A 13,148-nucleotide genomic window follows, 5' to 3' on the forward strand; every position below is an offset into this window, starting at 1 on the left:
TGCGCGCATGAAACAAGCCCGCGGTCTTGGGGGACCGCGGGCTTTTTTTATGGCACGTCGTAGCCCGGGCGGAGCGCAGCTGCCGTAGGGTGGGCAAAGCATTCTCCGGCGCTCGCAGAGCGGCGGCGGATGCGTGCCCACCAATTTCAGTGGTGGGCACGCTTACGCCTTCGTTCTTCGAACGAAGACGCGCGCTTTTGCCCACCCTACGAATGCGCGTGGCTCCTACAAAAAGCTCTGCGGATCGACGTCGACTTCGAGCTTCTGATTGCCGGTCGGCTTTGGACACACCGCCAGCCAATTGCGCAAATAGTCCGAGAGGTCGAAACCGCGCGCCGATTTCACCAGGATGCGGAAGCGGTAGCGGCCCTTGATCACGGCGAGCGGCGCTTCCGCCGGGCCGAGCACCACCACGCGCTCGTCGCGCGGGGCGAGCGCGACGAGGCGGCGGCCGAGACCTTCCGCGCTCGGGCGGTCGCCGGCGGAGATGATCAGGCTGGCGAGCCGGCCGAACGGCGGATACAGCGTGCGTTCGCGCAGATCGATCTCGCTGTCGTAAAAAGCCTCGCGGTCGCAGGCGATCAGCGCCTTCATCACGGGATGATCGGGCTGGTGGGTCTGGAGATAGCCGACGCCGCGGCCCTGCTCGCGCCCGGCGCGGCCGATCACCTGGTTGAGCAATTGCCAGGTCCGTTCCGCCGCGCGCGGATCGCCGTTGGACAGGCCAAGATCCGCATCGACCACGCCGACCAGATTGAGCCGCGGGAAATTGTGACCCTTGGCCACGAGCTGCGTGCCGATGATGATGTCGACGCGGCCCTCCGCGATCTCGGCAAGCTCGGAGCGCATCGTCTCGATCGAGGTGATGAGATCGCTCGACAGCACCATGGTGCGGGCTTGCGGAAACAGCGCGGCCGCCTCCTCCTGCAGGCGTTCGACGCCGGGGCCGACCGCGACCAGCGATTCCTCGGCCGAGCAGTTCGGACAGAGATGCGGCCGCGGCATCGAGAAGCCGCAATGATGGCAGACCAGGCGCTGGCGGAAGCGGTGATCGACCAGCCAGGCATCGCAGATGGTGCAGGCGAAGCGGTGGCCGCAGCCGCGGCACAGCGTCAGCGGCGCATAGCCGCGGCGATTGAGGAACAGCAGCGCCTGCTCGCGCTTTTCGATCGCGCCTCTGATTTCACCGGCCAGCCGCGGCGAGATGAAGCGGCCGCGCGCCGGCGGCTCGCGGCGCATGTCGATGGCCTCGATATGCGGCATGTGCTGGCCGCCGAAGCGCGAGGGCAGCGCGATGCGCTGATAGCGGTTCTTGCGCGCGTTGACCTCGGATTCGACCGACGGTGTCGCAGACGCCAGCACGACCGGAATCTTGGCGATATGCGCGCGCACCACCGCCATGTCGCGGGCATGATAATGTACGCCCTCGTCCTGCTTGTAGGCCTGATCGTGCTCCTCATCGACGACGATCAGGCCGAGATTGGCGTAGGGCAAAAACAGAGCCGAGCGCGCGCCGACCACGACCGGCGCGCTGCCTCCGGAGATCGCAGCCCAGTTGCGCGCGCGGGTGCGCGGCGTCAGCTCGGAATGCCATTCGATCGGCCGCACGCCGAAGCGCTGCGCGAATCGATCGAGGAACTGGCCGGTGAGCGCGATCTCCGGCATCAGGATCAGCGATTGCCTGCCGCGGCGGATGGCTTCCGCGATCGCCTCGAAATAGACCTCGGTCTTGCCGGAGCCGGTGACGCCGTCGAGCAATGCGACGTGGAAGGTGCCGTTGGCGGCGAGCGCGCGCATCGTGTCGACCGCGGCGCGCTGCAGCGGGGTAAAATCCGGCCGGCCGAAATCCGGATCGGGCACAGGCGGCGGCGCAGGCGGCGGCATCGGCTCGACCGTGAGCGTGCCTTCGTCGACCAGCCCGTCGATCACGCCCGAGGAGACGCCGGCTTCCTTGGCCGCTTCGGACTTGCCGTGCAGCAGCCGGTCCGACAACACCTCGATCACGCGCTGCCGGGCCGGCGTCAGCCTTTTCGGCGGGTCGCCGACCAGACGCACGCCGGGACGCACCCGCTCGGGGCCGAGATTCTCGCCCATCCGCAAGCACATGCGCAGCACCATGCCGCGCGGGCTCAGCGTGTAATTGGCGACCCAGTCGACCACCTGCCGCAGCTCGGGCTTGAGCGGCGGGATGTCGAGCTTCTCGCTGACCTCCTTGAGACGGTTGTGCAGGCGCGGATCCGGATTGGCGTTCTCCCCCCAGACCACGGCCAACACCTCACGCGGCCCGAGCGGCACGGCGACGAGATCGCCCGCCTTCAGCTCCATGCCGCGCGGCACCTTGTAGGAATAGGTCTGGTCGAGCGCGACCGGCACCAGCACGTCGACCATGCCGGTCGCGTTGGTGGGGGCGGTGGTGCTGCGCGAGGTGTGATCCATGAACGAAGAATCGGAACCGGGGCCTCAAGGCTAGCGCCCTGCGGCGGCCTTAGCGAACGATAAACGGATGTGATGCGATATACTGGGTGGAATCACCACGTCCAGTGCGCATGAGCAAAGCCGTCGCCCCACAAATCGAGCTCGCCAGCGCCGATCCCTCGATCGCGCAGGAGATGACGCGCTGGCTGTCGCATCTCGGCGCCGAGCGGCGGTTGTCGCCGAAGACGCTGGAAGCCTATGGCCGCGACTTGAGGCAGTGCCTGGATTTCCTTTGCAGCCATTGGGGCGAACGCGTGACGCTGAAGCGCTTCGCGGCGTTGGAGGCCACCGACGTCCGCGCCTTCATGGCGATGCGCCGCGCCGACGACATTGCCGGCCGCAGCCTGATGCGCGCGCTCGCCGGGCTGCGCTCCTTCGGCCGCTTCCTCGAGCGCGAAGGCAAGGGCAAGGTCGGCGCACTCTCGGCGATCCGTGCGCCGAAGGTGGCCAAGACCTTGCCAAAGCCGTTGCCGATGGCATCGGCCAAGCGCCTTGCCGATGCCGACGAGCGGGCTGGCGAGGATCGCGAGACCTGGATCCTGGCGCGCGACGCCGCGGTGATGGCGCTCTTGTACGGCTCCGGCCTGCGCATCTCCGAGGCGCTGGGCCTGAAGCGCCGCGAGGTGCCGCGTCCCGGCGAGGGCGACGTGCTGATCGTGACCGGCAAAGGCAACAAGACCCGCATGGTGCCGGTGCTGCAGACCGTGCTCGAGCTCGTTCAGGAATATGTCGCGATGTGCCCGTATCCGCTGCCCGCCGAGGGCCCGATCTTCGTCGGCGCGCGCGGCGGTCCCTTGAGCCCGCGCATCATCCAGCTCGCGATGGAGCGGCTGCGCGGCGCGCTCGGCCTGCCCGACAGCGCCACGCCGCACGCGCTGCGCCATTCCTTTGCCACGCATCTGCTGTCACGCGGCGGGGACCTGCGCGCCATCCAGGAATTGCTCGGCCATTCCTCGCTCTCGACCACGCAGATCTATACCGGCATCGATTCAGAGCGACTGCTGGAAGTCTATGCCAGCGCGCATCCAAGACGCTGACGAATTGGCGCTGACACACTGACGTCATAACTGCCTTGCCTCTTGCGCAGGCCGCGCGGTTCGGTCAATCGTTGCGGAACCGAGGCAGGAGAGACTGATGAGCGCACATGAAAGCATGGAGCACGCCGAGCACGCCGAGCACGCGTCCGGCTCGAACAAGAAGATCGCGCTCCTGATTGCCGTGCTGGCGCTGTTCCTGGCGATCTCGGAGACGCTCGGCAAGGGCGCCCAGACCGAATCGATCAGCAAGAACGTCGAGGCCGCCAATCTCTGGGCGTTCTTCCAGGCCAAGAGCATCCGCCGCACCGTGGTGATCACCGCCGCCGAGCAGGGCAAGCTCGCGCTCGCCGGCGCGGACGAGGCGCAGAAGCCCGCGGTGCAGAAGCAGGTCGACGACTGGACCAAGACCGCGCAGCGCTACCGCTCCGAGCCGGAGACCGGCGAAGGCACCGAGCAGCTCGCCGAGAAGGCCAAGCATGCCGAGCACGAGCGCGACGAGGCGACCGCGAAATACCATCACTTCGAGCTGGCGTCGGCCGCCTTCCAGATCGGCATCGTGCTGGCCTCGGCCACCATCATCACCGGCATGTTCGCGCTGGCCTATGTCGCCGGCATCCTGACGCTCGCCGGCCTGCTCATGACCAGCCTCGGCCTGTGGTGGCCGCATCTGGTGCATTTGCATTGATTGGTGCAACAGCGTTGCACCAACTCCGTCATCCTGAGGTGCGAGGAGCGCAGTGCATCAGCGCTGCGCCCGGAGCCTCGAAGGATGAACGGCCGAGATGCAGACGGGCCGTCGCCCTTCGAGGGCCGCTGAAGAAGCGGCCACCTCAGGGTGACGGTGAGAGACTGAATGTGCGGGCAGCTACCGCGCCTGGTGCACGCTCTTCCTGAAACGCTGGATCACACGCAGCGTACGTGACGACCAGCCCTCGCCGTTGCCGGCGATCAGCTCGCGGATACGGCGCTTGATCGGGTCGACCAGCAGGTGCGCCTTGGCGCGGACCTTCATCACCAGATCGTAGATCCGCTCGAACCAGTGCATCTCCAAAAGCTTGTCGCGCGTCACGTCGAACACGAAGGCGGTGACGCCGACGCCGAGCAGCTTCGCGAAAACGATCGTGAAGACCGCGCTGGTCCAGTATTCATGCGTGAGCAGCCACAGGCCGACCAGCTTGAGCGGAAACAGCGGGACGATGGGGACCGCGAACACGATCAGCGTCATGGCCGGCGACAGCGCATCGACGCGCTCCGTCAGCCATTGCTTGAAACGTGCGAGCGGGACAGCCGCGACGACCTTTGCAACGATCGGTTCGAGATGGTCCCACAGCCAGGCTTCGATCAGGAAGATGATCGCAAGCAGGACCCAGACCGGTTGAAGAAGGCGGCGCAGCATGTGTTCCCCGCCCGATTTGGCGCTGGGCGCGTTGCTACATATGGATGGCTCGCTTGCCGACTGCAAGCGCGGCTTCCTTGATCGCCTCCGAGCGGGTCGGATGCGCGTGGCAGGTGCGCGCGAGATCTTCCGCACTGCCGCCGAATTCCATGAGAACGCACGCTTCATGGATCATTTCGCCGGCCTCGCGGCCGATAATGTGTACGCCAAGCACGCGATCGGTCTTCGCATCTGCGAGAATCTTCACAAAGCCGTCAGTGGTCTGGTTGACCTTGGAGCGGCCGTTGGCGGTAAAGGGAAACTTCCCGACAGTGTAAGCTGTGCCCGCCTGCTTCAGCTCCTCCTCGGTCTTGCCGACGCAGGACACTTCCGGGGTGGTATACACGACGCCTGGGATCACGTCGTAGTTCACGTGGCCGGACTGGCCGGCGATGATCTCGGCCACCGCCACGCCTTCGTCCTCGGCCTTGTGAGCGAGCATGGGCCCAGCGACGACGTCGCCGATGGCATAGACGCCCTTCAGGCTGGTGGCGAAATGCGGATCGATCTGGACGCGGCCGCGATTGTCCAGCGCGACGCCGGCCTCCTTCAGGCCAAGCGCGTCGGTGTAGGGCACGCGGCCGATGCAGACCAGAACGACGTCGGCTTCCAGCGTCTCGGCGGCACCGCCGGCGGCGGGCTCGATCGTCGCCTTCAGCGTCTTGCCTGAATTGTCGACGGCGGTGACCTTGGCGCCAAGCTTGAACGCAAAGCCCTGCTTTTCCAGGATGCGCTGGAATTGCTTGGCGATCTCGCCGTCCATGCCGGGCAGGATGCGATCGAGGAATTCGACGACGACGACTTCGGCACCGAGACGATGCCAGACCGAGCCGAGCTCGAGGCCGATCACGCCGGCGCCGACGATCAAGAGCTTGCCGGGCACCTTGTCGAGCGACAACGCGCCGGTCGAGGACACGATGCGCTTCTCGTCGATCTCGATACCCTTGAGGCGCGCGATGTCCGAACCGGTCGCGATCACGATGTTCTTCGTTTCGATCGTCTGCGACTTGCCGTCGGCGGAGACCGCGACCTTGCCGGTCCCCAAAATCTTGCCGGTGCCCTTGAGCACGTCGATCTTGTTCTTCTTCATCAGGAACTCGACGCCCTTGACGTTGCCGTCGATGCCCTGCTGCTTGAAGTTCATCATCGCGGGAAGATCGAGCTTCGGCGAGGACACCGACACGCCCATCTTGGCGAAGGAGTGCCCGGCTTCCTCGAACATCTCGGACGCGTGCAGCAGCGCCTTCGACGGCATGCAGCCGACATTGAGGCAGGTGCCGCCGAGGGTTGCGTTCTTTTCGACCACGGCGACTTTCATGCCGAGCTGGGCTGCGCGCACCGCGCAGACATAACCGCCCGGTCCGGTGCCGATGACGACGAGATCGTAGGTAGCCATGAGAGAAAGTCCCGTAGGTTTAGCGTGATGGGGATGTGTCAGCGTCCGCGCGGCGCGTCAGCGTCCGCCGGACACATCGAGAGTTGCTGCGGTGATGTAGGAAGCCTCGTCCGACATCAGCCAGACGATGGCATCGGCGATTTCATCGGCGGTGCCGACGCGCTTCATCGGCACCATATGGGCCAGACGATGGGCGCGGTCGGGCTCGCCGCCGGCGGCGTGAATTTCCGTATCGATCAGGCCCGGCCGGATGCCCGCGACACGAATGCCTTCTCCCGCGACCTCATAGCCGAGGCCGGTGGTGAAGGAATCGATCGCGCCCTTGGACGCGGCATAGTCGACATAGGTGTTGGGCGCGCCGAGACGCGCCGCGACCGAAGACAGGTTGACGATGACGCCACCCTTGCCGCCGTGCTTGGTGGACATCCGCTTCACGGCCTCGCGCGCGCAGAGAATGGAGCCGGTGACGTTGACCGCGAGCACGCGCTGGATGCGCTCGGCCGACATCTCGTCGACCCGCACGCCGCTCTGGCCGACGATGCCGCCATTGTTGACGAGCGCCCCTAACGTGCCGAACTTGTCGGCCGCCTTGAACAGCTCGAGGATGTCGCCTTCCTCGGCGACATCGCATTTCACCGCGATCGCCTTGCCGTTGCTGGCCTCGATCTGCGCGACCACCTCGTCGGCGGCCTTCTTGTTGCTGGCATAGCCGACCACGACGCGGAAGCCGCGCGCGGCCGCCGCGATCGCGGTCGCCCGCCCGATGCCGCGGCTGCCGCCGGTGATGACAACGACTTTATCGGTCATGCGCGCCTCCATGGTTCGACATGCGCCGCCGCCAATGGCGACGGCGCTCGCAGAGCATCAGGGATCAGAGATCGAGCACTAGGCGCGCCGGATCTTCCAGGCTCTCCTTGACGCGAACCAGGAAGGTGACGGCTTCCTTGCCGTCGATGACGCGGTGATCATAGGACAGCGCCAGATACATCATCGGGCGGACCTCGATCTTGCCGCCGACGACCATCGGCCGCTCCTGGATCTTGTGCATTCCGAGGATGCCGGATTGCGGCGCGTTCAGGATCGGGGTCGACATCAGCGAGCCGTAGATGCCGCCATTGGTGATGGTGAAGGTGCCGCCCTGCATCTCGTCGATCTTGAGCTGGCCGTCGCGGGCGCGGCGGCCGAAATCGGCGATGCCCTTCTCGATGTCGGCGATCGACTTGTGGTCGCAGTCGCGCACCACGGGCACGACGAGACCCTTGTCGGTGCCGACGGCGACGCCGATGTGGTAGTAGTTCTTGTAGATCAAATCGGTGCCGTCGATCTCGGCGTTGACCGCCGGGATATCCTTCAGCGCCTGCACGACGGCCTTGGTGAAGAAGCCCATGAAGCCGAGCTTGGAGCCGTGCTTCTTCTCGAACGCATCCTTGTAGTGGGCACGCAGCGCCATCACGTTGGTCATGTCGACCTCGTTGAAGGTCGTCAGCATCGCCGCGGTGTTCTGCACGTCCTTGAGGCGGCGCGCGATGGTCTGGCGCAGGCGGGTCATCTTGACGCGCTCTTCGCGGGCAGCATCGTCTGCCGGTGACGGCGCACGCACCTGCACGGCGGCGGCGGGCTGGTTCACCGGGGTGGGCGCCGAGGCCGCACGCTCGATCGCGGCGAGCATGTCGCCCTTGGTGACGCGGCCGTCCTTGCCGGAGCCCGGAACGGTAGAGGCATCGACGCCGGTCTCGGCCGAGAGCTTGCGCACGGAGGGGGCGAGCGGCGCGTCGGCCGGCGGCGCCTTCGGCGCGCTAGGCGCCGGCGCGGAAGCAGCGGCGCCGGCAGGAGCGGCAGCGGCGGGCTTGGCGGGTGCGGCGGCGGGCTTGGCGGCGCCTGCGGCGCCTTCCGTGATCTGTCCGAGCAGCGCGCCGACCGCGACGGTCGCGCCATCGGCCGCGATGATCTCGCTCAGCGTGCCGGCGGAGGGCGCCGGGACCTCGATGGTGACCTTGTCGGTCTCGAGCTCTACCAAGGGCTCGTCGACGGCGACGGGGTCGCCGGCCTTCTTGAACCAGCGGCCGATGGTGGCCTCGGTGACGGATTCGCCGAGCGTCGGCACACGAATTTCAGTCATGGTCTTTTCCTTAAGGGATCGCCGGTGCGGTCATAAGTCGGTCGTCAATGGCCCGCGAAAAGCAAGCCATCCGGCAAGCCGGACGTTCGTACACTGCACGGACATCGCGACGTACCGGATGCCCCGCCCCGGTGCGCTGGTTGCGCACGAGGCGGGGCATGACGCAGTTTAAAAAGTTCAGCTCAGTGCTTCGTCCAGGAACGCCTTCAGCTGTGCCTGATGCTTGGACATCAGACCAGTAGCGGTCGCGGCGGAAGCGGCGCGGCCGACATAACGCGGACGCCGGCTCGCGCCGTTCACCTGGTTCAGCACCCATTCCAGATAGGGCTCGATGAAGTGCCAGGCACCCATGTTGCGGGGCTCTTCCTGGCACCACACCACTTCGGCCTTCTTGAAGCGCGACAGCTCGGCCACCAGCGCCTTCAGCGGCACCGGATAGAGCTGCTCGACGCGCATCAGATAGATGTCGTCGATGCCGCGCTTCTCGCGCTCCTCGTAGAGGTCGTAATAGACCTTGCCGGAGCACAGCACGATGCGGCGGACCTTCTCGTCCGGCACGAGCTTGACGGCTTCGTTCGGCAGCATCTGGGCGTCATCATAGAGGATGCGGTGGAAGGTCGTGTCCTTCGCCAGTTCCTCGATGCGCGACACTGCCCGCTTGTGACGCAGCAGCGACTTGGGCGTCATCACGATCAGCGGCTTGCGGATCTCGCGATGAAGCTGGCGACGCAGCACGTGGAAGTAGTTCGCCGGCGTGGTCGGATAGACCACCTGCATGTTGTCTTCGGCGCACATCTGCAGGTAACGCTCGAGGCGCGCCGAGGAGTGCTCCGGTCCCTGACCCTCATAGCCGTGCGGCAGCAGGCAGACGAGGCCGGACATGCGCAGCCATTTGCGCTCGCCCGAGGAGATGAACTGGTCGAACACGACCTGCGCGCCGTTGGCGAAGTCGCCGAACTGGGCTTCCCAGAGGGTCAGCGTGTTCGGCTCGGCGAGCGAGTAGCCGTATTCGAAGCCGAGCACGGCTTCTTCCGACAGCAGCGAGTTGATGACCTCGTAATGGCCCTGCTCGTGGCCGAGATGGTTGAACGGCGTGTAGCGGCTCTCATCCTCCTGGTCGATCAGGACCGAGTGGCGCTGCGAGAAGGTGCCGCGCTCCGAATCCTGTCCGGACAGGCGGACGTGGTGGTTTTCCTGGAGCAGCGTACAGAACGCCAGCGCCTCGCCGGTCGCCCAGTCGATGCCCGCGTTGCCGTCGATCGCCTTGGCGCGATTTTCCAGGAAGCGCTGGATGGTGCGGTGGACGCGGAAACCATCCGGCACCTTGGTGATCTTGCGGCCGATGTCCTTGAGAACAGGCAGATCAACGCCGGTGACGCCGCGCCGCGCATCCTCTTCCTGATCGGCGATCTTGAAGCCGGACCACTTGCCGTCGAGCCAGTCGGCCTTGTTCGGCTTGTAGGAGGTGCCGGCCTCGAACTCGGCGTCGAGCCGCGCGCGCCAGTCGGCTTTCAGCTTGTCGACTTCACCCTCGGTGACCACGCCTTCGGCAATCAGGCGCTTGGAGTAGAGGGTGAGGGTCGAGGCATGGGCCGCGATCCGCTTGTACATCACCGGCTGAGTGAATGCCGGCTCGTCACCCTCATTGTGGCCGTAGCGGCGATAGCACCACATGTCGATGACGACGGGCTTATGGAATTTCTGCCGGAATTCGATCGCGACCTTGGCCGCGAACACCACGGCTTCCGGATCGTCGCCGTTCACGTGGAAGATCGGCGCGTCGATCATCTTCGCCACATCCGACGGATAGGGCGAGGAGCGCGAGTAGCGCGGATAGGTGGTGAAGCCGATCTGGTTGTTGACGATGAAGTGCACGGAGCCACCGGTGCGGTAGCCCTTCAGGTCGGACAGGCCGAAGCACTCGGCCACCACGCCCTGGCCGGCGAACGCGGCGTCGCCGTGCATCAAGAGCGGCATCACCGAGATGCGCATGTCGGGCGGATCGCCGTGCTGGTCCTGCTTGGCGCGGACCTTGCCGAGCACGACGGGATCGACGATCTCGAGATGCGAGGGGTTGGCGGTCAGCGACAGATGGATGCGGTTGCCGTCGAACTCGCGGTCCGAGGACGCGCCGAGGTGATATTTGACGTCGCCGGAGCCTTCGACCGCGTCGGGGTTGGCCGAGCCGCCTTTGAACTCGTGGAACAGGGCGCGGTGCGCCTTGCCCATCACCTGCGTCAGCACGTTGAGGCGGCCGCGATGCGGCATGCCCAGCACGATCTCCTTCACGCCGAGATTGCCGCCGCGCTTGATGATCTGCTCGAGCGCCGGGATCAGCGATTCAGCGCCGTCGAGACCGAAGCGCTTGGTGCCAGTGAACTTGGTGTCGCAGAATTTCTCGAAGCCCTCGGCCTCGACCAGCTTCATCAGGATGGCGCGGCGACCTTCGCGGGTGAACGAGATCTCCTTGTCCGGACCCTCGATGCGCTCCTGGATCCAGGCCTTCTGCGCGGCATTGCTGATATGCATGAACTCGACGCCGAGCGTCTGGCAGTAGGTGCGCTCGCAGATCGCGGTGATTTCGCGCAAGCTGCCGTATTCGAGACCGAGCACGTGATCGAGGAAGATCTTGCGGTCGAAATCAGCTTCGCTGAAGCCGTAGGTACGCGGATCGAGCTCTTCGCGGTTGCGCTGGGCTTCGATGCCGAGCGGATCGAGCTTGGCATGGAAGTGACCGCGCATGCGGTAGGAGCGGATCAGCATCAGGGCGCGGACGGAGTCGCGCGTCGCCTGGAGCAGATCGGCGGAGGAGAGGCCGGCGCCCTTGTCACCCCCCTTGGCCTGCGCCTTGGCGGCGATCTTGGCACCGACCGCCTTCTCGACCTCGGCCCAGTTGCCGTCGAGGGCGGAGGTGAGGTCATCCTGCGGGGTCAGCGGCCAGTGGTCGCGCTCCCAGGACGGCCCTTCGGCATTCTTCCGGACGTCGGAAGGCTGGTCGTTCAGGCTCTTGAAGAACTCCTGCCACTCGGCGTCGACCGAGGACGGGTCCTTCTCGTAGCGGGCGTAGATTTCGTCGATGTAGGTGGCGTTGGTGCCCTGCAAAAAGGATGACAGGGCAAAGGCTGCGTTCGCGTCCTGGCGAGACATACTGGAGTTCCTGGCGATTTCGGTTCGCGCATAATAAACGGCGCTGGCACCGAGCTCCCCGGCAGAGGCTCGGCGCGACAGGCACCCTTTACCTTATTTGCTGCGAAACTTCGCCCGGAAAAGCACGAAGAAGTGAATCAGCCCTTCAACTTTTCGGCAAGCGTATGGCCGAGGCGGGCGGGCGATGGGGACACTGTAATTCCTGCCGATTTCATCGCTTCGGTCTTGGAACCGGCGTCGCCCTTGCCGCCCGAGATGATCGCGCCGGCATGGCCCATGCGGCGGCCGGGAGGAGCGGTGACGCCGGCGATGAAGCCGACCATCGGCTTCTTGCGGCCGCGCTTGGCCTCGTCCTTGAGGAACTGGGCAGCGTCCTCCTCGGCGGAACCGCCGATCTCGCCGATCATGATGATCGACTCGGTCTTGGGGTCGGCCAGGAGCATTTCGAGGACGTCGATGAACTCGGTTCCCTTGACCGGGTCGCCGCCGATGCCGACCGCGGTGGTCTGGCCGAGGCCTTCCTGGGAGGTCTGGAACACGGCTTCATAGGTCAGCGTGCCCGAGCGGGAGACGATGCCGACCGAGCCGGTCTTGAAGATGTTGGCGGGCATGATGCCGATCTTGCACTCGCCGGCGGTCATGACGCCCGGGCAGTTCGGCCCGATCAGGCGCGACTTGGAGCCGGCCAGCGAACGCTTCACGCGGACCATGTCGACAACCGGAATGCCCTCGGTGATGCAGACGATCAGCGGGATCTCGGCGTCGATGGCTTCGCAGATCGCATCGGCCGCGCCCGGCGGCGGCACGTAGATCACCGATGCATCGGCGCCGGTCTTCTCACGCGCATCGCGCACGGTGTCGAACACCGGCAGGCCCAGATGCGTCGCGCCGCCTTTGCCCGGCGAGGTGCCGCCGACCATCTTGGTGCCGTAGGCAATCGCGGCCTCCGAGTGGAAGGTGCCGTTCTTGCCGGTGAAGCCCTGGCAGATGACCTTGGTGTTCTTGTCGATCAGGATGGACATGAGGTCTGCTTTCGCGAAACTAACAGAGTGAGAGGGTCAGTGGATGCGGCGGTAGACGCCAGTGAGCACGTCGGCCCAGCCTTCCGCGTCCGGCGAGAACTGGATCTTCAACGAGTAGGAATCCTCGTTGATAATTTCGTAGACGTGGCGCGCATTGCCGCGGAGCGAGCCGCGCACCAGCGTCAGGGTATTGCCGACCCACCCGCCGGAAGCGGGCGAAGGCGGCGTGTAGCCGAGCGAGTCGTACCAGAACAGTTTGTAGGTCCGGTCGTCGCGGTCGTAGGTGAAGATGCCGTGGGTGGCGAAGATCTGCTTGCCGTCGCGCATCTGCACCGCGTCCTGGATCAGATAGAATCCATTGAGGTCCATGCGCGCGACGACGTGCGAAGTTGCCGGGCCGCCCGCCGTCCAGCGCGACGGGAAGACCACCTCTTCGCCATTCCATTCGCCGGCGAACGCGGCAAGACGCGCGTGCTCGGGAAGCGGAGATGATGCGGCGAGATGGTCCTGGGCCATG

Annotated in this window: 10 protein-coding genes; 2 read left to right on the plus strand and 8 right to left on the minus strand. The window is 65.7% G+C overall.

Annotated features, from left to right (window positions below):
• Positions 1-225 precede the first annotated feature (225 nt).
• Positions 226-2,436, minus strand: coding sequence for a primosomal protein N' (locus tag BM190_RS30560; protein ID WP_092261424.1), 2,211 nt, complete (start codon positions 2,434-2,436; stop codon positions 226-228).
• Between the two features lie 110 nt (positions 2,437-2,546).
• Between BM190_RS30560 and BM190_RS30565 the strand changes: the two genes are divergently transcribed.
• Positions 2,547-3,512, plus strand: a complete 966-nt coding sequence (locus tag BM190_RS30565) for a tyrosine recombinase XerC (RefSeq protein ID WP_092261425.1) — start codon at positions 2,547-2,549, stop codon at positions 3,510-3,512.
• Positions 3,513-3,609: 97 nt separating this feature from the next.
• A complete protein-coding gene (locus BM190_RS30570) occupies positions 3,610-4,197 on the plus strand; it encodes a DUF4337 domain-containing protein (protein WP_018318863.1) in 588 nt (195 codons plus the stop codon).
• A 180-nt stretch (positions 4,198-4,377) separates the two neighbouring features.
• On the opposite strand, the gene BM190_RS30575 is transcribed toward BM190_RS30570, so the two are convergent.
• The 7 genes from BM190_RS30575 to BM190_RS30605 form a co-directional block, all read right to left on the minus strand.
• Positions 4,378-4,908, minus strand: coding sequence for a hypothetical protein (locus BM190_RS30575; RefSeq protein WP_092261426.1), 531 nt, complete (start codon positions 4,906-4,908; stop codon positions 4,378-4,380).
• A gap of 34 nt (positions 4,909-4,942) precedes the next feature.
• Entirely contained in the window at positions 4,943-6,343 is a 1,401-nt protein-coding gene (gene lpdA / locus BM190_RS30580) for a dihydrolipoyl dehydrogenase (RefSeq protein ID WP_092261427.1), read from the minus strand.
• A gap of 57 nt (positions 6,344-6,400) precedes the next feature.
• A complete protein-coding gene (locus BM190_RS30585; protein ID WP_177237391.1) occupies positions 6,401-7,150 on the minus strand; it encodes an SDR family oxidoreductase in 750 nt (249 codons plus the stop codon).
• A 64-nt stretch (positions 7,151-7,214) separates the two neighbouring features.
• Positions 7,215-8,462 carry a 2-oxoglutarate dehydrogenase complex dihydrolipoyllysine-residue succinyltransferase gene (odhB, locus tag BM190_RS30590; protein WP_092261429.1) on the minus strand — a complete coding sequence of 416 codons (1,248 nt, stop codon included), beginning with the start codon at positions 8,460-8,462 and terminating at the stop codon, positions 7,215-7,217.
• 177 nt (positions 8,463-8,639) lie between these two features.
• Entirely contained in the window at positions 8,640-11,609 is a 2,970-nt protein-coding gene (locus BM190_RS30595) for a 2-oxoglutarate dehydrogenase E1 component (RefSeq protein WP_092261430.1), read from the minus strand.
• Between the two features lie 137 nt (positions 11,610-11,746).
• Positions 11,747-12,631 carry a succinate--CoA ligase subunit alpha gene (sucD, locus tag BM190_RS30600; RefSeq protein ID WP_018318870.1) on the minus strand — a complete coding sequence of 295 codons (885 nt, stop codon included), beginning with the start codon at positions 12,629-12,631 and terminating at the stop codon, positions 11,747-11,749.
• A gap of 36 nt (positions 12,632-12,667) precedes the next feature.
• Positions 12,668-13,147 carry a DUF1579 family protein gene (locus tag BM190_RS30605; RefSeq protein WP_018318871.1) on the minus strand — a complete coding sequence of 160 codons (480 nt, stop codon included), beginning with the start codon at positions 13,145-13,147 and terminating at the stop codon, positions 12,668-12,670.
• Position 13,148: the final 1 nt, after the last annotated feature.

It is taken from the genome of Bradyrhizobium sp. Rc3b (assembly GCF_900114915.1).
Taxonomy (GTDB): Bacteria; Pseudomonadota; Alphaproteobacteria; order Rhizobiales; family Xanthobacteraceae; genus Bradyrhizobium.

Bases quoted from the DNA above. Each gene is read 5' to 3' on its own strand.
- BM190_RS30560 (WP_092261424.1), bottom strand. From the start codon at position 2,436: ATGGATCACACCTCGCGCAGCACCACCGCCCCCACCAACGCGACCGGC.
- BM190_RS30565 (WP_092261425.1), top strand. From the start codon at position 2,547: ATGAGCAAAGCCGTCGCCCCACAAATCGAGCTCGCCAGCGCCGATCCC.
- BM190_RS30570 (WP_018318863.1), top strand. From the start codon at position 3,610: ATGAGCGCACATGAAAGCATGGAGCACGCCGAGCACGCCGAGCACGCG.
- BM190_RS30575 (WP_092261426.1), bottom strand. From the start codon at position 4,908: ATGCTGCGCCGCCTTCTTCAACCGGTCTGGGTCCTGCTTGCGATCATC.
- lpdA (WP_092261427.1), bottom strand. From the start codon at position 6,343: ATGGCTACCTACGATCTCGTCGTCATCGGCACCGGACCGGGCGGTTAT.
- BM190_RS30585 (WP_177237391.1), bottom strand. From the start codon at position 7,150: ATGACCGATAAAGTCGTTGTCATCACCGGCGGCAGCCGCGGCATCGGG.
- odhB (WP_092261429.1), bottom strand. From the start codon at position 8,462: ATGACTGAAATTCGTGTGCCGACGCTCGGCGAATCCGTCACCGAGGCC.
- BM190_RS30595 (WP_092261430.1), bottom strand. From the start codon at position 11,609: ATGTCTCGCCAGGACGCGAACGCAGCCTTTGCCCTGTCATCCTTTTTG.
- sucD (WP_018318870.1), bottom strand. From the start codon at position 12,631: ATGTCCATCCTGATCGACAAGAACACCAAGGTCATCTGCCAGGGCTTC.
- BM190_RS30605 (WP_018318871.1), bottom strand. From the start codon at position 13,147: ATGGCCCAGGACCATCTCGCCGCATCATCTCCGCTTCCCGAGCACGCG.